The 18,220-nt window shown below is 66.1% G+C and carries 19 protein-coding genes; 15 read left to right on the top strand and 4 right to left on the bottom strand.

Annotated elements, in window-relative coordinates; translation table 11 throughout:
• The first annotated feature begins 52 nt into the window (after nt 1-52).
• The 8 genes from AX724_RS03995 to ribH all read left to right on the top strand — a co-directional run bounded on the left by AX724_RS03995 (nt 53) and on the right by ribH (nt 9,457).
• A complete protein-coding gene (locus AX724_RS03995; RefSeq protein ID WP_066763814.1) occupies nt 53-3,214 on the top strand; it encodes an efflux RND transporter permease subunit in 3,162 nt (1,053 codons plus the stop codon).
• A 67-nt stretch (nt 3,215-3,281) separates the two neighbouring features.
• The gene (locus AX724_RS03990; protein WP_066763810.1) at nt 3,282-4,547 is read left to right on the top strand and encodes a DUF445 domain-containing protein; all 1,266 of its coding nucleotides are present in this window, start codon (nt 3,282-3,284) and stop codon (nt 4,545-4,547) included.
• Between the two features lie 216 nt (nt 4,548-4,763).
• A complete protein-coding gene (locus tag AX724_RS03985; RefSeq protein ID WP_066763809.1) occupies nt 4,764-5,453 on the top strand; it encodes an energy transducer TonB in 690 nt (229 codons plus the stop codon).
• 54 nt (nt 5,454-5,507) lie between these two features.
• Nucleotides 5,508-6,011 (top strand): hypothetical protein, encoded by a 504-nt coding sequence (locus tag AX724_RS03980; RefSeq protein WP_066763808.1) that lies wholly within the window; start codon nt 5,508-5,510, stop codon nt 6,009-6,011.
• Nucleotides 6,012-6,025: 14 nt separating this feature from the next.
• On the top strand, nt 6,026-7,012 hold the full coding sequence (gene ribD, locus AX724_RS03975; protein ID WP_269454114.1) for a bifunctional diaminohydroxyphosphoribosylaminopyrimidine deaminase/5-amino-6-(5-phosphoribosylamino)uracil reductase RibD: 987 nt from the start codon (nt 6,026-6,028) through the stop codon (nt 7,010-7,012).
• Nucleotides 7,013-7,046: 34 nt separating this feature from the next.
• Entirely contained in the window at nt 7,047-7,658 is a 612-nt protein-coding gene (locus AX724_RS03970; protein ID WP_066763802.1) for a riboflavin synthase, read from the top strand.
• Between the two features lie 71 nt (nt 7,659-7,729).
• A complete protein-coding gene (gene ribB / locus AX724_RS03965; RefSeq protein ID WP_066763800.1) occupies nt 7,730-9,019 on the top strand; it encodes a 3,4-dihydroxy-2-butanone-4-phosphate synthase in 1,290 nt (429 codons plus the stop codon).
• A gap of 15 nt (nt 9,020-9,034) precedes the next feature.
• On the top strand, nt 9,035-9,457 hold the full coding sequence (gene ribH / locus AX724_RS03960; protein WP_066763797.1) for a 6,7-dimethyl-8-ribityllumazine synthase: 423 nt from the start codon (nt 9,035-9,037) through the stop codon (nt 9,455-9,457).
• Nucleotides 9,458-9,492: 35 nt separating this feature from the next.
• On the opposite strand, the gene AX724_RS03955 is transcribed toward ribH, so the two are convergent.
• Entirely contained in the window at nt 9,493-10,575 is a 1,083-nt protein-coding gene (locus AX724_RS03955; protein WP_066763950.1) for an alkene reductase, read from the bottom strand.
• 70 nt (nt 10,576-10,645) lie between these two features.
• Between AX724_RS03955 and AX724_RS03950 the strand changes: the two genes are divergently transcribed.
• The 5 genes from AX724_RS03950 (at nt 10,646) to ssb (ending at nt 14,911) form a co-directional block, all read left to right on the top strand.
• The gene (locus AX724_RS03950) at nt 10,646-11,527 is read left to right on the top strand and encodes a DMT family transporter (protein WP_066763792.1); all 882 of its coding nucleotides are present in this window, start codon (nt 10,646-10,648) and stop codon (nt 11,525-11,527) included.
• A gap of 10 nt (nt 11,528-11,537) precedes the next feature.
• A complete protein-coding gene (locus AX724_RS03945) occupies nt 11,538-12,200 on the top strand; it encodes a COQ9 family protein (RefSeq protein ID WP_066763791.1) in 663 nt (220 codons plus the stop codon).
• Between the two features lie 82 nt (nt 12,201-12,282).
• Nucleotides 12,283-12,552, top strand: coding sequence for a FeoA family protein (locus AX724_RS03940; protein ID WP_066763790.1), 270 nt, complete (start codon nt 12,283-12,285; stop codon nt 12,550-12,552).
• Nucleotides 12,549-14,411 carry a ferrous iron transporter B gene (gene feoB / locus AX724_RS03935; RefSeq protein WP_066763788.1) on the top strand — a complete coding sequence of 621 codons (1,863 nt, stop codon included), beginning with the start codon at nt 12,549-12,551 and terminating at the stop codon, nt 14,409-14,411. Before AX724_RS03940 ends, feoB begins: the two co-directional genes overlap by 4 nt.
• A gap of 26 nt (nt 14,412-14,437) precedes the next feature.
• The gene (gene ssb, locus AX724_RS03930; RefSeq protein WP_066763786.1) at nt 14,438-14,911 is read left to right on the top strand and encodes a single-stranded DNA-binding protein; all 474 of its coding nucleotides are present in this window, start codon (nt 14,438-14,440) and stop codon (nt 14,909-14,911) included.
• A gap of 176 nt (nt 14,912-15,087) precedes the next feature.
• On the opposite strand, the gene AX724_RS03925 is transcribed toward ssb, so the two are convergent.
• From AX724_RS03925 to AX724_RS22580, 3 genes are all read right to left on the bottom strand, one after another.
• Complete coding sequence (locus AX724_RS03925; RefSeq protein WP_066763783.1) at nt 15,088-15,966, bottom strand: UTP--glucose-1-phosphate uridylyltransferase; 879 nt, start codon at nt 15,964-15,966, stop codon at nt 15,088-15,090.
• A gap of 73 nt (nt 15,967-16,039) precedes the next feature.
• Nucleotides 16,040-16,483 carry a hypothetical protein gene (locus AX724_RS03920; protein WP_066763947.1) on the bottom strand — a complete coding sequence of 148 codons (444 nt, stop codon included), beginning with the start codon at nt 16,481-16,483 and terminating at the stop codon, nt 16,040-16,042.
• A gap of 158 nt (nt 16,484-16,641) precedes the next feature.
• A complete protein-coding gene (locus tag AX724_RS22580; RefSeq protein WP_082733391.1) occupies nt 16,642-16,815 on the bottom strand; it encodes a DUF1674 domain-containing protein in 174 nt (57 codons plus the stop codon).
• Nucleotides 16,816-16,918: 103 nt separating this feature from the next.
• Between AX724_RS22580 and htpX the strand changes: the two genes are divergently transcribed.
• Nucleotides 16,919-17,857 carry a zinc metalloprotease HtpX gene (htpX, locus tag AX724_RS03915; RefSeq protein WP_197421461.1) on the top strand — a complete coding sequence of 313 codons (939 nt, stop codon included), beginning with the start codon at nt 16,919-16,921 and terminating at the stop codon, nt 17,855-17,857.
• Nucleotides 17,857-18,171 (top strand): hypothetical protein, encoded by a 315-nt coding sequence (locus AX724_RS03910; protein WP_066763777.1) that lies wholly within the window; start codon nt 17,857-17,859, stop codon nt 18,169-18,171. The genes htpX and AX724_RS03910 overlap by 1 nt, the downstream gene beginning before the upstream one ends.
• Nucleotides 18,172-18,220 lie beyond the last annotated feature (49 nt).

Here is an 18,220-nt window from a genome sequence, read left to right as displayed (position 1 = left end):
GGCATGCAAGGATTGCGGACCGCCAGCGAGCGGCCGGTGAAGGAAGCGCGTCATGAATTTTCGCAATATTTCCGCATGGGCGATCCGCAATCCGGTGACGCCGCTGGTGCTGTTCGCCGCCCTCGTGATGGCCGGCATCGTCAGCTTCCTGCGGATGGACGTCAACAACAATCCCGACGTCAGCTTCCCCATGGTCAGCGTGACCGTGGTCCAGCCGGGCGCCGCGCCGACCGAGCTGGAAACGCAGGTCACGCAGCGGGTCGAGGCGGCGGTGCGCGGCATCAGCGGTGTGGAGGACATCACCTCCTTCGCATCCGAAGGCCAGTCGCTGACCAACGTCCAGTTCCAGATCGGCACGCCGGTGGATCGTGCGGTCAACGACGTGAAGAACGCCGTCGACCAGATCCGCAGCGACCTGCCGCAGGGCATCCTGGAACCGCAGGTGCAGCGCATCGACGTGGACGGCGGCCCGATCGCCTATTTCAGCGCCGAAGCGACGGACATGACGTTGGAACAGCTGTCCTGGTATGTCGACAACACGGTCGCCAAGCGGCTGCTGGCGGTCAGCGGCATGGCGGCGGTCAAGCGCAGCGGCGGCGTCAGCCGCGAGATCCGCGTCATCCTCGATCCCGCCAAGCTGCAGGCCTATGGCATCACCGCCGCGCAGGTGAACGGCCAGTTGCAGCAGGTGAACATCAACGCCGCTGGCGGCCGGACCGAGATCGCGGGCGCGGAGCAATCGATCCGGGTGCTGGGCAATGCCCGCAACGCCCATTCGCTCGGCGAAACGCAGATCGCCATTTCCGGCGGCCGCACCGTCAAGCTGTCCGACCTCGCCACCGTGCGCGACATGTATGCCGAACAGCGCAGCCTTTCGTTGATGAACGGGCGGCAGGTCACCAGCTTCAGCATGGAAAAGTCGAAGGGATCGTCGGACGTCACCGTCTATGACGAAGCGTTGAAGGTGCTGGACAAGCTGAAGAAGGAAAATCCCAAGGTCCAGTTCAAGCAGCTCTACACGAGCGTCGAATATACCCGCGGCCAGTATCACAGCGCCATGTCGGCGATGATCGAAGGCGCGGTGCTGGCGGTCGTCATCGTCTTCCTGTTCCTGCGCGACTGGCGCGCGACGATGATCTCGGCGCTTGCTATTCCCTTGTCCGCGATCCCGTCCTTCTGGTTCATGGACATGATGGGCTTCACGCTGAACGGCATCTCCCTGCTGGCATTGAGCCTGGTGGCGGGCGTGCTGGTCGACGATGCGATCGTGGAGATCGAAAATATCGTGCGCCACATGCGCATGGGCAAAAGCGCCTATCAGGCGTCCATCGATGCGGCCGACGAGATCGGCCTCGCCGTGCTCGCCACCACCATGGCGATCGTCGCGGTGTTCCTGCCGGTCGCGCTGATGCCGGGCCTAGCCGGCCAGTTCTTCATCCAGTTTGGCATGACCGTGGTCGTCTCGGTGCTCATGAGCCTGGCCGTCGCGCGTCTCATCACGCCGATGATCGCCGCCTATTTCCTGAAAGCCCATGGCGAGGAAACCCATGGCGAAGGCTGGCTGATGGATCGCTACATGGCGGTGTTGCGCTGGTCGCTGGAGGATGTGCGGGCAAAGGAACGGCGCGCGCGCGGCGGCTTTCGCAACAGGATTGCCGGCTTCTTCACCGACCATCGCGTCTGGACGCTGGGCGGGGGTGTGCTGGCCTTCGTGGCGACGATCATCGCCTTCGCGACGCTGCCCATGACGTTCCAGCCGACCACCAACACCGATTTCAGTCAGGTGAAGATCGAAACGGTGCCGGGCAGCACGCTGGCGCAAACCACCGCCGTCACGCGCAAGGTGGCCGATCTCCTGGCTGCCGACACTGACACGGTGGACGCCGCCTTCGCCGACATCGAACCCACCAGCGCCAACATCTTCCTGACGCTGAAGAAGGACCGTCCACTGTCTTCGGTAGAATGGGAACGCAAGGTCGCGCCCAAATTCCAGACGATCGCCGACGCCCGCGTCAATTTCCAGTCGCAGTCGGGCGGTGGTTTCGGCCGCGACGTCATCATGATGTTCGGGTCGGACGATCCGGCGCTGCTGGAACGGACCGCCAACCAGCTCGTCAAGGAAATGGCCGGACTGCGAGAGCTGCGCGACCCGCGCGTACAGGGCGACATGCAGCGGCCGGAAATCATCATCAAGCCCCGGCTGGACCTTGCCGCCAGCATGGGCGTGACCACGTCCGCGCTCAGCCAGTCGATCCGCATCGCGACCATCGGCGACATCGACCAGAATGTCGCCAAATTCTCGCTGTCCGATCGCCAGATCCCGATCCGCGTAGCGTTGTCGGAAGACAGCCGCCGCGATATCGGCACCATCCAGAATATGCCCGTGCCGACAGTGTCGGGCGGCACCGTGCCACTGCGCGTGGTCGCCGACATCAGCTTCGGCGCCGGGCCGACGCAAATCCGCCGTTACAATCAGATCCGCCGCGTCGTGGTAGGCGCCGATCTTGCCCCCGGCCTCGTCACCAGCCAGGCCACGACCAAGATCAACGCCCTGCCGACGATGAAGGCCATCAATGAGGGTCGCATTCAGGGCGTGCAGAAGATCAACGCCGGCGACGCCAAATGGCAGATGGAGATGCTGCAGAATTTCGTCATCGCGGTCTTTTCCGGCGTGCTGCTCGTGCTCGCGGTGCTGGTGCTGCTCTACAAGCGGGTCATGCCGCCCTTCGTTAACCTGGGGTCGTTGCTGCTCGCGCCGCTGGGCGGGGCGATCGCGCTGCATATCGCCGGCCAGCCGCTCTCGATGCCCGTGTTCATCGGCCTGCTCATGCTGCTCGGCATCGTCGCCAAGAACTCGATCCTCGTCATCGACTTCGCGCTGGAGGAAATGGAGAAGGGCGTGCCCAAGAAGGCGGCGATCATCGATGCCGGGCACAAGCGCGCCCAGCCGATCGTCATGACCACCGTCGCGATGGTCGCCGGCATGGTGCCCACTGCCCTCTCGCTGTCGGGCGACGCCGCCTGGCGCGCGCCGATGGGCATCACGGTGATCGGCGGCCTTATCCTGTCCACGCTGCTGACGCTGGTGATCGTGCCGGCGGTGTTCAGCCTGGCCATCGGCCTGGAAAGCTGGATCGGTCCGAAGCTGGGCCGTGGCCTTTTGACCTACAAGCCCGAGCATAAGAATGGTGGCACGGTCCAGCCGGCGGAGTGACCGCCGACGGACCTGCCCAAAGATCGGACTTGCCTGAACGAAACGGCCGCGTAACCGTTTCACGGTCATGACGCTGCTCCGCCTGCCCCGTTCCGCTTCCGTCGCCCCGCCTCACCCGGCGCGTCGGATGCGGATGGTGGCGACCGGCATGCTGATCGCCATGGCGGCGCTGTTCGCGGGCGCGCGAGCTGCCGCCCATCTCCACCCGGCCATCGGCTTCGTCCAGGCCTTTGCCGAAGCGGCGATGGTCGGCGGCCTTGCGGACTGGTTCGCCGTCACGGCGCTGTTCCGCCATCCGATGGGCCTGCCAATCCCCCACACTGCCATCATTCCGCGCAACAAGGACCGGATTGGCGACACGCTGGCGATCTTCCTGCGCGACAATTTCCTGACCCCCGCCGTGGTCGCCCGGCGGATGCGGCACATGGATGTCGCCGCCGCTGCCGGCCGCTTCCTTGCCAGCCCATCGGGCGGCGACGGACGGCTGCGGGAAGGCGCGTCGCGCCTGGCCGCCGATATCTTGGAAGCGTTGGACCAGGAACGGCTGGGCGGCATGGTGAAGGGCGCGATCGGCCAGCGGCTACGCGCCATCGACATGGCGCCACTGATCGGCCAGGCGATCGAGGCGGCGATGCGCGACGGCCGCCACGCGCCGGTAATGGATGCGGTCATCGGCTGGGCCGATCGTGCGTTGGAGGCGAACGAACATCTGATCCGCCAGATGGTGCATGAGCGCGCGGGCAAGGTGCTGCGCTGGACGGGGCTGGACGAAAATCTCGCCAACGCGATCCTTTCCGGCCTGCGCAAGATGCTGGCGGACATGGCCACCGACCCGGAGCATGGCCTGCGGCTGAAGGCGGAAGAAGGGATGGCGAAGCTTGCCTTCGACCTGCAGTTCGATCCCGACATGAAGGCGAAGGTCGCAAAGGTCCGCGACGAAATTCTCGATAATCCGGCGATGCAGCGCTGGATCGAGGGGATGTGGGAACAGGCGCGCGCCGGATTGCTGCGCGCCGTCCGCGATCCGGGCAAGGCGATGGCGGGACGTTTCGGTGAAGCGTTGCGGGCGCTGGGCGGCACACTGCAACAGGAAGCGCGGCTGCGTATCGTCATCAACCGTTTCGTGCGCCGGGCGGCGGTGGGCGCGACGGCCAGCTACGGCGACGCCATCGTCCGCCTCGTCAGCGATACGGTGCGCGGCTGGGATGCAGGAACGGTGACGACACGGCTGGAACAGGCTGTCGGTCGCGACCTTCAATATATCCGTATCAACGGCACGCTGGTCGGCGGGCTGGTAGGGCTCGCGATCCACGCGATCGACACGCTGCTTTAGGCACAGCTATCGAGACAGCGACCTGGACAGCCGATCGCCGCCGCCAGGCGCGGAGCGGCCTTATGCCGACGGTCCTCTTAAAGCCCGATGTTCGCATAAAATTGACGTTGCAACATATCATATAATAATGTTGTATCATTTCATCGCCGCATCCGACCGCCTGGTCGGCGGCGGGCGAGAAGGAGAGGATGCCAATACAAACGGAGGAGCCGGACGATGCGACTCATGAGGCTGCAAACGACAGGAACAGACGGACAATCGCGCTATGGCGCGGGGCGCAGGTCGCCGCTGGGGCTGGGCGGCACGATCGCCGTCCATGCGTTGCTGGTGGGCGGTTTCCTGCTGCTGCCCAAGGAAGTGCTCGACATCGTCCGCCCCACCCCGCCGATCGAAACCTATCCTGTTCCCGCAGACCCGCCACCGCCGGAGATCACGCCCGATCAGCCGGTCGACACGAAGGTGCCGCAGCCTTCGCTTCCCAAGCCGCAACAGCCGACCGCGACCGATCCCGTGGTCACGCTGCCCTCCGACCCCTTCTTGCCGGGCACGACCGATCCGGGCGACTCGCTCAAGCCGGTCGATCCCTACGTCCCCCCGCCTCCCATTCAGGATCCGGTACTGACCGAGGCGCAGATCGATCCGCGCGCGCTGCCCGGCTTCCAGCCCGACTATCCCGGTACGATGATCCGGCAAGGCATGGAGGGCAAGGTCACGGTGCGGGTCAGCATCAGCGCGCAGGGGCGCGTCACCGCCATCGAGAAGATCAGCGCCACCGACGAAAGCTTCTGGCTGGCGACGCAGCGGCATGCTCTGCGCCAATGGCGCTTCCGTCCCGCGACTCGTGACGGCGTGCCGGTCGCGTCGACGAAGCAGCTGACGGTGCGCTTTACCCTGACCGACCGATAGGCACCGCGGGCCGCGCCCATGCGCGCGGCCCCCTCAGGGCAGGAGCCGCCTCGCATGCCCCCTTTTGCATCCGTGGCCGCCATCGCTTATATGGGCCGCATGGCGATTTTCCCCCGTCCCGTCTCCCCCAAAAGCGCGCTCGGCGATTTCTGGGGCTATTTCCGGCAGCAGCGGCAGCATAAATGGCCGCTCCTTGGGCTGTCGGTCGCGCTGACCTGGGTCATCGTGTGGACCTTCGTGATCGACGCGAATACCAACACGATGCCGACCCGCAACAAGATCATCTATGTCGAAAGCTGGGACGCCAACCGCTCGGACGCGGCGATTATCCTCCAGCAGAAGATCGATTTCGCCAAGCGCGAGGCAGCGCTGATCAAGCAACAGAAGAAGATGCAGGGCTATGCCGACGCGTTCGGCATCGAATGGCGCGATGAGGAAAAGCGCAACACCGCCAAGCGCAAGGAAGCCGTCAAGGCGATCGACGCGATGCTGGACGATCGGCTGGCCAAGGCCGAATCGGCGCAGAAGGACGCCAAGCCCGGCGTGGCTCAGCCCTGAGCCATACGCCGCCGATTTTCGCCACGCCCACCGATGACCGGCGCTGCATGGCCGCCGCCATCGCCCTGTCGGGCCGCGGGCGCGGCCTTTCCACTCCCAATCCCAATGTCGGCTGCCTGATCGTCCGCGACGGCCGAGTCGTCGGGCGCGGCTGGACGCAGAGGGGCGGCCGCCCCCATGCCGAAGCGCAGGCGCTGGATCAGGCGATGGACCAGGCACGGGGCAGCACAGCCTATGTGACGCTGGAACCCTGTTTCCATCTGTCGCCGCGCGGCCCGCGCTGTGCCGACCTGCTGGCGCGCGCCGGTGTCTCCCGCGTCGTCATCGCCCTGCGCGATCCCGATCCCCGCACCGACGGACAAGGCGCAGCCTGGCTGCGCGACCGGGGCATCGTGGTCGAGATGGGCCTGATGGCGCAAGAGGCGGCGCGGGCGATGGGCGGCTTCGTGCTGCGTCAGACGCTCGGCCGGCCGCATGTGACGCTGAAGCTCGGCCTGTCGCTCGACGGCCGTATCGCGCTGGGCGACGGTTCCAGCCGCTGGATCACCGGGCCGGACGCGCGCGCGCATGCCCATATGGAGCGGGCACGGCACGACGCCATCCTGGTGGGCGGCGGCACGTTGCGTGCCGATGCGCCGCGCCTCGACGTACGGTTGCCGGGGCTGGAGGATCGCTCGCCGCGGCGCATGCTGCTGACCCACAGCGACGCGCCCGCCGGCTGGGGGCGCATCGCAGCGCCGGAGGAGATCGCGATGCTGGACCGCGTCGATCATCTGCTGGTGGAGGGGGGGGCGGCGACGGCGGCGGCCTTCCTGCGCGCCGACCTGATCGACCGGCTGCTGCTGTATCGCGCGCCGATCATCGTGGGCGACGGGCTGGCCGGGATTGGCGACATCGGCCTTGCCGATCTGGCGGCTGCGCACGACCGCTGGCGCATGATCGACACGCGCGCGCTGGGCCAAGACCGGCTGGAGGTTTACGAGCGGGTGCGGAGCGCCTAGATCACGCGCCACCTTCACCATACAGGACCGATCCATGTTCACCGGCATCATCACCGACATCGGCACGATCCGCGCCCATGAACAGCGGGGTGACCTGCGCCTCGTCATCGGCTGCGGTTACGAGATGGATGGCGTGGCGATCGGCGCGTCCATCGCCTGTTCGGGCGCCTGCCTGACGGTCGTGGAGAAGGGCGAGGATTGGTTTGCGGTCGACCTGTCGTCCGAAACGGTTGCGCGCACCGCGCCCGGCCTCTGGGCGGAGGGCGGCCGGCTGAACCTCGAACGCGCGCTCAAGGTGGGCGATGAGCTGGGCGGCCATATTGTCACCGGCCATGTCGATGGTCTGGGCACCGTGGTCGGTGTCTGTCCAGAAGGCGGATCGCACCGCGTTGGTTTCGCCGTGGATGCAACGCTCGCGCCGCTGGTCGCGCCCAAGGGCAGCATCACCGTCGATGGCGTGTCGCTGACCGTGAACGAGGTGCGCGATGTGGAAGGCGGCGCGCATTTTTCCGTCAACCTCATCCCGCACACCTGGGACGTGACGACGCTGGGACGACTGGCGGAGGGGATGAAAGTCAATCTGGAGATCGATGTGCTGGCTCGCTATCTGGACCGAATGCAAGGCGTTCGCGTCCGCACAATGTGATTGTATCTTGATTTAATCACATCGCAGTGTGATATGCGCACCGTTCCCATCAAAGGGAAGGAGCTCCTGCCATGTCATCCGCGCTTCTCGATACCGTCCGCAGCCTTGTCACGGAAGGCGGCATGTCCCGATCCGGCCTGGCCCGCGCCGCTGGCCTTCACGCCAATTCGCTGCGCAAGCTGGGCGAATCGGACTGGAACCCAACCGCCGATACGCTCGGCAAGCTGGAAGCTTACCTGCTGAGGCGGGAGAGCGGCACCGCGCTCGCCAGCCCCGAAGAGATCATCAACGAAGCACGCAACGGCCGCATGTTCATTCTGGTCGATGACGAGGATCGGGAAAATGAGGGCGACCTGGTCATCCCTGCGCAGATGGCGACGCCCGATGCGATCAACTTCATGGCCACGCATGGGCGCGGTCTGATCTGCCTGGCGCTGACGAAGGACCGGGTCGATCATCTCGGACTGGAACTGATGAGCCGCAACAACGGCACGCGGCACGAAACCGCCTTCACCGTGTCGATCGAGGCGCGCGAGGGGGTGACCACCGGCATTTCCGCCGCCGACCGCGCCCGCACCATCTCCGTCGCGATCGACGGGTCGAAGGGCCGCGCCGACATCGTGACCCCCGGCCATGTCTTCCCGCTGGTCGCGAAGGACGGGGGCGTCCTCGTCCGTACCGGCCATACCGAGGCGGCGGTGGATGTGGCACGGCTCGCCGGCCTCAATCCGTCAGGCGTCATCTGCGAAGTGATGAAGGACGACGGCACCATGGCCCGTCTCGACGATCTCATCCCCTTCGCGCAGAAGCACAAGATGAAGATCGGCACGATCCGCGACCTTATCGCCTATCGCCGCCGGCACGACCATATGGTCGAACGGCGTGCGGAAACGTCCTTTACCAGCAAATGGGGCGGCGAGTGGAAGGCGATCAGCTTCTACAACAAGGCGACGCAGAGCGAACAACTCGTGCTGCAAAAGGGGCATGTCGTGCCCGACCAGCCCACCCTGGTGCGAATGCATCAATTTTCGCTGTTCGATGACATCTATGGGGCAACCGGCCCGCGCGGCGAACTGCTGGCCCGATCGATGAAGATCATCGGAGAGGCGGGCGCTGGCCTGATCGTGCTGCTGGCCGTGTCAGACGGCGGCGATTTCCTGTCACGTTCGATCAAGCGCGCGGCCGCGAAGGATATGGCCCTCGGCGATATGGACGAATTGCGGGACTATGGCGTCGGCGCGCAACTTCTCGCGGAACTGGGTGTCCACGACATGATCCTGTTGACCAACAGCAACCACAGCCTGATCGCCCTGGACGGCTATGACCTTGCCGTGGTCGGGCACCGGCCGATCGAACTCTGATAAAAGGACACCCAGATGGCAAAATTCCTGATCGTCGAGGCGCGCTTCTACGACCATCTGAACGATCTGCTGATCGAAGGCGCGAAGGCGGCGCTGGACGAAGGCGGCCACCGCTATGAGGTGGTGACGGTGCCCGGCGCGCTGGAGATACCGGGCGCGGTGGCGCTGGCGGCGGAAACCGGCCGCTATGACGGCTTCGTCGCGATCGGCGTGGTGATCCGCGGCGAAACCTATCATTTCGAAGTGGTGTCCAACGAGAGCGCGCGCGGGCTTATGGCGCTCAGCATGGACGGCATCGCCATCGGCAACGGCATCCTGACGGTGGAGAATGAGGAACAGGCGCTGGTGCGCGCCCGTCCCGACCAGAAGGACAAGGGCGGCGAAGCGGCGAAGGCCGCCGTCGCCATGCTCGCCCTGCGCGAGAAATTCGGCGCGTGATGCGAAAGGGGCTCCCTCCGGAGCCCCGTTCCTCGTTACGCCACCGGTTCGAGCGCCGGATAGTCGGTATAGCCTTCCGCCCCCTGGGTGTAGAATGTGCTGGCATCCCACGCATTGAGGGGCGCGCCGGTGCGCAGACGTTCGACCAGGTCGGGATTGGCGATGAACGGCCGGCCAAAGGCAATGCCGTCCGCGATCCCGCTGTCGAGATCTGCCTGCGCGCTTTCCCCCGTATAATCGCTGTTGAGGATGAGCGGCCCGCGATAGTGTTGGCGGATGATCGGCGACAGCCGGGGCACCTCGCTGGCGCCATAGGTGCCATGCGGCTTGAGTTCGCGCAGCTCCAGGAAGGCGATGCCGAGCGCGTCGAGCGCCTGCGCCGCCACCGGGAACAGGCTCGCCGGATCGCTGTCGTCCGTTCCCTGCGTATTGCCATTGGGCGACAGCCGCACGCCGGTACGGTCCGCGCCGATCGCGCTGGTCAGCGTGCCGACCACTTCCCGCAACAGGCGGACGCGGTTTTCGGGGCTACCGCCATAGTCATCGTCGCGCGCGTTGACGCCGTTGCGCAGGAATTCGTCGATCAGATAGCCGTTGGCGGCGTGGAGCTGCACCCCGTCGAAGCCGGCGGCGATCGCGTTGCGCGCGGCGGTCGCATAGGTGTCCAGCAGCTGCGGGATTTCGGAAGCCTCCAGCGCGCGCGGCGTCTCATAATCCTTGTTGCCCGCATAGGTGTGGGCGTGGCCAGGCGCCGCGACGGGGCTGGGAGCAACGGGCTGCTCGCCGGTCACGCTTGAATGGACGAGCCGGCCCATATGCCAGAGCTGCGCGACGATCCGTCCGCCCGCGTCATGCACCGCGTCGGTCACGCGCCGCCAGCCGTCGACCTGATCCTGGTTCCACAGCCCTGTGGCATAGGGCCAGCCCAAGCCCTGCCCCGAAATGCCGATCGCCTCGCTGATGATGAGGCCCGCGTCGGCGCGTTGCGCATAATAGTCGGCCATGATCGGGGTCGGCACATGATCGCGGGTGCCGCGCGCGCGGGTCAGCGGCGCCATGAGGATGCGGTTGGGCGCGTCGATCGCGCCGAGCTGGATGGGATCGAAGAGAGTCGTCAAGAACATTCCCCTGTTCAACAGTTGCTATTTGCAACGGGACTTGGCACGGAAAGCCAGCTAGGGAGCCGCGATGCAGACTTCAACCCCCGCGGCCAATATGGCAACCCCCCGTTTCGCATTCCCGGCGCTGCTGCTCGCCAACCTCATCCTGCCGATCGGCGCGGTGCTGGTGCGCCTCGCCGACGTGGGGCCGGTTGCCGCTGCCTTCTGGCGGGTGACGATAGCCCTGCCCTTCCTGTGCCTGCTGGCGCTGCAAAGCTGGCGGCGCACGCCGCCGACGGGGCGCGAATGGAGCGCGCTTGTCCTGTCAGGGATCGTCTTCGCGGCGGACCTTGCCGCCTGGCACATCGGCATCCTTTATACCAAGGTCGCCAATGCCACCGTGTTTGGCAATATGAGCGGGCTGTTCCTGCCCGCCTGGGCGCTGCTGGTTCTGCGCCAGCGACCCGACCGGAACCAGGGCTTAGCGATCGCGCTCGCGACCGGGGGCATGATGGTGATGATGGCCGGCAGCTACGAACTGTCGCTCAGCAATCTCCATGGCGACCTGCTCTGCATCCTCGCGGGCCTGTTCTACACCGGCTATCTGCTGATCGTGCAGGGCGCGCGCGGGCGGCTGGACAGCTGGTCGGTGCTGGCGGGATCGAGCCTGGCGAGCGCGCCGGCATTGCTGCTCTGCGCGCTGGCGCTGGGCGAGCGGGTGATGCCGGGCAACTGGACGCCGCTGATCCTCCTTGCCCTGTCGAGCCAGCTCGTAGGTCAGGGACTGCTCACTTATGCGGTCGGCTGGTTCTCACCGCTGGTGCTGGGGCTGAGCCTCCTGCTCCAGCCGGCCGTGTCGGCAATACTGGGCTGGCTGCTGTTCGGCGAATGGCTGAGTGCGGGCGACATGCTGGGGCTGGTCGCGGTCGCCGGCGCGCTGGTGCTTGTGCGCCTGCCCGCCCGGTCCTAGATTATCGGGCATGAGCGACATGCAAGACCTGACGCTGGACGAAGTCCGCGCCCTGCTGGCCCCCATTCTCCCGCGCCACGCCGCGTTCGACGGCTGGCGGCCCCAAGCCGTCGCGATGGCGGCGCAGGAAAAGGGCGTCGACCCCGACATCGCCGCGCTCGCCTTCGGCAAGAACGCTGTGGACATGATCGACGCCTGGTTCGCCAATATCGACACCGCGATGCTGGCGGCGCTGGCGCCCGAAACGCTCGCAAGCCTGTCGGTCCGCCGCAGGATCATCGCGCTGGTCGAAGCACGGCTCGACCTGCTCGCGTCCGACCGGGATGCGCTGCGGCGGGCGCTCGCGATCCTCGCCCTTCCCGTCAACGCGCCCCGTGCCGCGAAGCTCGCATGGCGCGCGGCCGACACGATGTGGCGCGCGGCCGGTGATGTCGCGACCGACCTCAACCATTATAGCAAGCGCGCGACGCTGACCACGGTCTATGCCTCCTGCCTGCTCGTCTTCCTGGACGATGAAAGCGAAGGCCATGCCGACAGCCGCGCCTTCCTCGCCCGGCGGGTCGAGGATGTGATGCGCTTTGAAAAGGCGAAGGCGCAATTCACCGGCGCGGCCGGCGGCGAACGGCTCAGCCTGTCCCGCTTCATCGGCCGCCTGCGCTATCCCGCGATCTGACCTGCCCTTCGACGATTCCCGCTGGCCTTCCGCAAAGGATATTGATACTCGCTCGCAGAAACTGCCAGCGAGTAACGCGTCCTTGCGCCTGACCGACCTGCCCCTGCGCCAGCCTGCCTATGTCGACCTGATCGACTGGTCCGCCTTGTCAGCGACCGAAGGGCAGCGGCTGCGCGAATTCGGCCTGTGCGAGGGCGCGAGCGTGGAAACGCTGCACCACGGCGGCCTGTTCCTGAAAGGCCCGATTGCGTGCCGCATCGGTCGCATGACCATCGCCATGCGGCGCAGCCACGCTGCCGCTGTCACCGTGCGGATCGGTCCCGACGATGCCGGTGGGACGCCGGCGGGATGAGCGCCCTTCCTCTCGTCGCCCTCGTCGGCAATCCCAATGCAGGCAAAAGTGCGCTGTTCAACGCGCTCACCGGCGCCCGGCAAAAGCTGGGCAATTATCCCGGCGTCACGGTTGAGCGCAAGGCGGGGCGGCTGACGCTGTCCGACGGGCGACCGATCGAGCTGGTCGACCTGCCCGGCACCTACAGCCTCGACCCGACCAGCCCCGACGAACAGGTGACGCGCGACGTGGTGATGGGCCGCCAGGCGGGGGAGCGCCGGCCCGACGCGCTGGTCGTCGTCGTCGACGCCGCGAATCTCGACAATCATCTGCGTTTCGCGCTCGAACTCGTGGCGCTGGGCCTGCCGACCATCGTCGCGCTCAACATGGTCGACCTCGCCACCCGGGACGGGCTGGAACTCGACGCGGCCGTGCTGGCGCGGGAACTGGGCGTCCCGGTGGTATCCACTGTCGCCGTCCGCAAGCGCGGCCTGGACCATCTCCGCCAGGAAATGGAGGCGATGCTGGGCACCATGCGGGGCGATGCGCAAGCCGCCGCCCCGGCGCAGCCCGCCAGGGATTTCGACGCAACCCGCAAGGAAGCGCGTCGCATCGCCCGCGCCACGGTCGTGCGGGAAACGCCTTCGCGCCGGTTGACCGCGGCGGTGGACCGGGTGCTGCTGCATCCGGTGGCCGGGTTCCTGATCCTGCTGGCGCTGCTGTTTGTGATGTTCCAGTCGGTGTTCAGCTGGGCCACGGCGCCCGCCGACATGCTGGAGGGCTGGATCACGGCGCTGGGCGAGGCGGTGACGGCGACGCTGCCGCCGGGACTAATCCACGACTTCCTGTTGCAGGGCGTGGTCGGTGGCGTGGGCGCGGTGATCGTGTTCCTGCCGCAGATCCTGATCCTGTTCTTTTTCATCCTGATGCTGGAGGCGACCGGCTATATGGCGCGCGCCGCCTTCCTGATGGACGCGCTGATGGCGAAGGTGGGCCTATCGGGCCGGGCGTTCATCCCGCTGCTCTCCTCCTTCGCCTGCGCGGTGCCGGGGATCATGGCGACGCGGACCATCGCCGACCCGAAGGACCGGCTGACCACGATCCTGATCGCGCCGCTGATGACCTGTTCCGCAAGGCTGCCAGTTTATGGCCTGATCATCGCCGCCTTCATCCCAGCCAGGACGGTGGGATGGGGCATCGGGTTGCAGGGGCTGGTGCTCTTCACCCTCTATGTCAGCGGCATCGTGGGCGCGATGCTGGCAGCCTGGGCGCTGCGCCTGACTGTCACCAAGGGTCAGAGCGGCGGGTTCCTGATGGAAATGCCGAAATATCAGTGGCCCCGGCCGCAGGACATCCTGATCGGCCTGTGGCAACGGGCCGCGATCTTCCTGAAGCGCGCGGGGACCATCATCCTAGCCACCAACATCGTGCTGTGGGTGCTCGCCAGCTTCCCGCAGGCGCCCGAGGGGCGCAGTCAGGTGGAATACAGCATCGCAGGCCGGATCGCGTCCGGCATCCATGTGCTGGTGGCGCCGATCGGCTTCAACCGCGACATCTCGCTGGCGCTGCTGCCGACCATGGCCGCGCGCGAGGTCGCCGTATCCGCGATCGCCACTGTCTATGCGATCGACGCCGGCGATGACGAGGCCGCGCTGGAACAAAGCCTGGGCGATCGGCTGAAGCGACAATGGCCGCTGCCGACCGCTCTCGCCTTCCTCGCCTGGTTCATCTTCGCGCCGCAGTGCATCTCGACCATTGCGGTGACGCGGCGGGAAACGAACGGGTGGAAATGGCCGCTCTTCATGGTCGGCTATCTCTTCGTCCTCGCCTATATTGCCGCGGGCCTGACCTACTGGACCGCGACGGCAGCGGGACTATAAGGGCCGATCAACGTATCGGAGGAATCATGGCAGGCTCGGTCAACAAGGTCATTCTGGTCGGCAATCTGGGCGCCGACCCGGAGGTCAAGAGCTTCCAGAATGGCGGCAAGGTGTGCAACCTGCGCATCGCCACGTCCGAAAGCTGGAAGGACCGCATGTCGGGCGAGCGCAAGGAGCGCACCGAATGGCACACCGTCGCCATCTTCTCCGAAGGACTGGCCGGAGTCGCCGAGCGCTTCCTGCGCAAGGGCTCCAAAGTCTATCTGGAAGGCCAGCTGCGCACCCGCAAATGGCAGGACAATAACGGCAACGACCGTTATTCGACCGAGGTCGTGCTGCAGGGGCCGAGCGCCGTGTTGACCATGCTGGACGGCGCGCCGGGCGGTGGCGGCCAGGGCGGGGGCTATGGCGGCGGTGGCGGCGGACGCTCGCAGGGCGGCGGCGGCCGCGCCGGCGGTCCCAATTTCGACAATGACTTGGACGACGAAGTGCCGTTCTGAGGGCTAGTCGGAATTAATTTCCCCCGCGCAAGGGGAGGGGTTGAAGGGTTTGAACAGGTTCAGATTGCCCCCGGCAATCTGAACCTGTTCAATATTATCGAGAGAGCGATACCCTTCCGTCTGGCCTGCGGCCAGCCACCGCCCCTTTCAGGGGCCGGTGCTTCATTCCGCGAGCCTCAGCGCGCCAGTTCTTCCTGTGCGAAGGCGCGAATATGTGCGCTCAGATCGTCGCGCTCCAGCGCCAGCGCCAGATTCGCCTCGATATAACCGGCCTTCGATCCGCAGTCGAAGCGGCGTCCCTCGAAGGTGACGCCGTGGAAAGGCTGTTTGCCGATCATCGACGCCATCGCATCGGTCAGCTGGATTTCCCCGCCCGCGCCCTTTTCCTGCGTTTCGAGGATCTTCATGACCTCTGGCTGGAGGATGTAGCGCCCAGGCAGGATGAGGTTGGACGGCGCGGTACCGAGCTTGGGCTTTTCGACCAGCCCCTTCACTTCGGTCAGCGCGCCGTCGCGGGCGCCCGGATCGATGACGCCATAGCTTGGCGTCTGATCCATCGGGATTTCCAGCGCGCAGACGAGGTTGCCGCCGACCTTTTCGTAGGCATCGACCATCTGCTTCATGCAGCCCTGCCCCGGCGCGCCCTTCATGAACTCGTCCGGCAGCAGGATGGCGAAGGGTTCGTCGCCGATGATGTCGCGCGCCACCCAGATGGCGTGGCCCAGGCCCAGCGGTTCCTGCTGGCGCAGGAACACCGCGTTGCCGGGCGCAAGCCGCGTCCCTTCCAGCGCCGACAGATCCTTGCCACGTTCCCGCTGGGTGACTTCGCATTCGAAAGCGATGTCGAAATAGTCCTCGATCGCGCCCTTGCCGCGTCCGGTGACGAAGATCATCTGCTCGATCCCCGCCTCGCGTGCTTCGTCTACGGCATATTGGATCAGCGGGCGGTCGACGACCGGCAGCAATTCCTTGGGCACGGATTTTGTGGCCGGCAGAAAGCGCGTGCCGAGGCCCGCGACCGGGAACACGGCCTTGCGAATTGGCTTGTTCAACATTTATCCCCCTGGATGAAGCGATCGCGCACTGGTTTGCCGCACTTGCGAAAAAGGTCAAGCATGGTGGCGTGGATCACACCGCCAGGAGGCGATTTGCGACCGTTTCCAGCGACGCGATCTCGCCTTCCAGCTGCTCCAGCCCCACATGCTGAAGGTTGTTGCGCGAATCGCGGCAGGTGAAACCGCCCGGCTCGGGCTGATGAAAGCCCTGGATGATGAGGGCGCGAAACCGGTCGATTCGCTGCATGTCCCGCTCGATATCGGCGATCTCCGTCAACGCGCTGGCGTTGCGGCGGTCGCGCATTGCCACCATGGTTCGCAATTCGGTCATCAGCTTCGCCATGCTTGGCCGGGTGCGTGCGCCGACCGTCCGTACGTCGCCCATCGCCTCCCGCAACTGCGATATCTTTGCTTCCAGACTCTGCTCCAGCATGGTCCAGGCACAGACCAGACGCCCGACCGCGCACAGAAGGGCCGCGTCCTCCGGCGCGTAATCCGATACAGTCTTCCTATTCATGTCAGAAACCAGATGCACGCTCACGCCCCATACTCCTCATGGGGCTGCCATTCCAAGCCAGGGCACGAAAGGCCAGAGCGGGCAGGGCTGCTCCCCGCATCATGGGCACGGGCCATCGGCAGCCGTGCCAAATCGGCGGTGAAGCGTGTACCTATGCCTCAGAAATCTATCGCAATTCCCTTCCGTTCCCAATCGCCGTAGCGCACCGGGCTCAGTTCCTCGTCATGGCGGGACGGCGCATCGATCGGGTCGGGTTGGGGGACCGGCGGGCTTTTCGACAGATGCCGGGGCGGCGTCACATGCGCAGGGCGCTTGCCATTATATTGTCCCATGATGCGCGGCCTCCTCCATTGCGGGGATCGATTGAGTCCGGGACCGATCCATCCCATATTCAGCATGCTTCCGCTATCTGGGCGGCAAAGGAGTGCATTGCAAGTGAACGGGATGAAGACGGCCATGCTGCTCGCGGCGCTGACTGCGCTGTTCATGGCGCTGGGCTATACGCTGGGCGGCAGCGGTGGCGCCATTATCGCGCTGCTGGTGGCGTCGGGCATGAACCTCTTCACCTTCTGGAACGCCGACCGGATCGTCCTGTCGATGCACGATGCGCGGGAGGTCGATGCGCAGAGCGCCCCCGAATTTCACGGCCTCGTCCGCGATCTGGCGCAGCGGGCGGGCCTGCCCATGCCGCGCGTCTATCTGATCGATCAGGACGCACCCAACGCCTTTGCCACCGGGCGCGACCCGGACCATGCCGCCGTCGCGGCGACGACGGGCCTGCTGTCGGTGCTGAGCCGCGAGGAAGTGGCCGGGGTGATGGCGCATGAACTCGCCCATGTGAAGAACAGGGATACGCTCGTCATGACGATGGTCGCGACCATCGCGGGCGCCATTTCCATGCTGGCCAATTTCGGCCTGTTCTTCCGTGGCGGGGAGCGGGAAGGCCATGGCAATATCGCCGCGACGCTGCTGGCGGTGATCGTCGCGCCCTTTGCAGCAATGATCGTGCAGATGGCGATCAGCCGCACCCGCGAATATGGCGCGGATCGCCTGGGGGCCCAGATCAGCGGCAATCCCAACGCGCTTGCCTCCGCCCTCGCGAAGATATCCGGCCAAGCGCAGGCGATCCCCAACCCTGTGGCGGAACGCAACCCAGCCGCCGCCCAGCTCTACATCGTGCCGACCCATGTCAGCGAACTCTTCTCCACCCACCCGGCCACGGAAAAGCGAATCGCCGCGCTCCAGGACATCGCCGTGGAGATGGGCGCGCCGATGCTGGCCGGCGCGCCACAGCGCGCCTCCGCCCTCTCCCCCGTCACAGCCCGGTCCGCCACGCCTCGCCGCCGCAGCGCGCTCGATCCCAACGGGCGCTGATGGTCGACGAGATCGGCGAGGTCGTGGTCGATGCGGCCGGTGCGGTGCTCCGGCATGCGGGCGGCTTCGTCGTTGACGTCACCGTCGATCACATCTTCTCGCGCCACACCGCCCGCTTCTTTCATGGCGTCGGGCGGCGCGCGATCCGGCTCGGCACATTGGGGCAGGTCCACATTCCGTCATCCTTGCGAGCCGTCCCAAGGGGAGAGGCGGTGCGGCCGAAGGCGTCCGATTGGGTTGCGCTGTGGACCGGAGTCCTTCTCTGGATCGCCCTGTTCCTGGCCATCGGCCTTGGCGGCACCCATTTTCTTTGACGATGAAAGCGCGTAGGGGCCGGCGATGCCCCGCCGCCCTGCCCCCGCC

Origin of the sequence: Sphingobium sp. CCH11-B1, assembly GCF_001556865.1 — a bacterium.
Lineage (GTDB): Bacteria > Pseudomonadota > Alphaproteobacteria > Sphingomonadales > Sphingomonadaceae > Sphingobium.
This window is presented reverse-complemented; position numbering and strand designations above follow the sequence as displayed.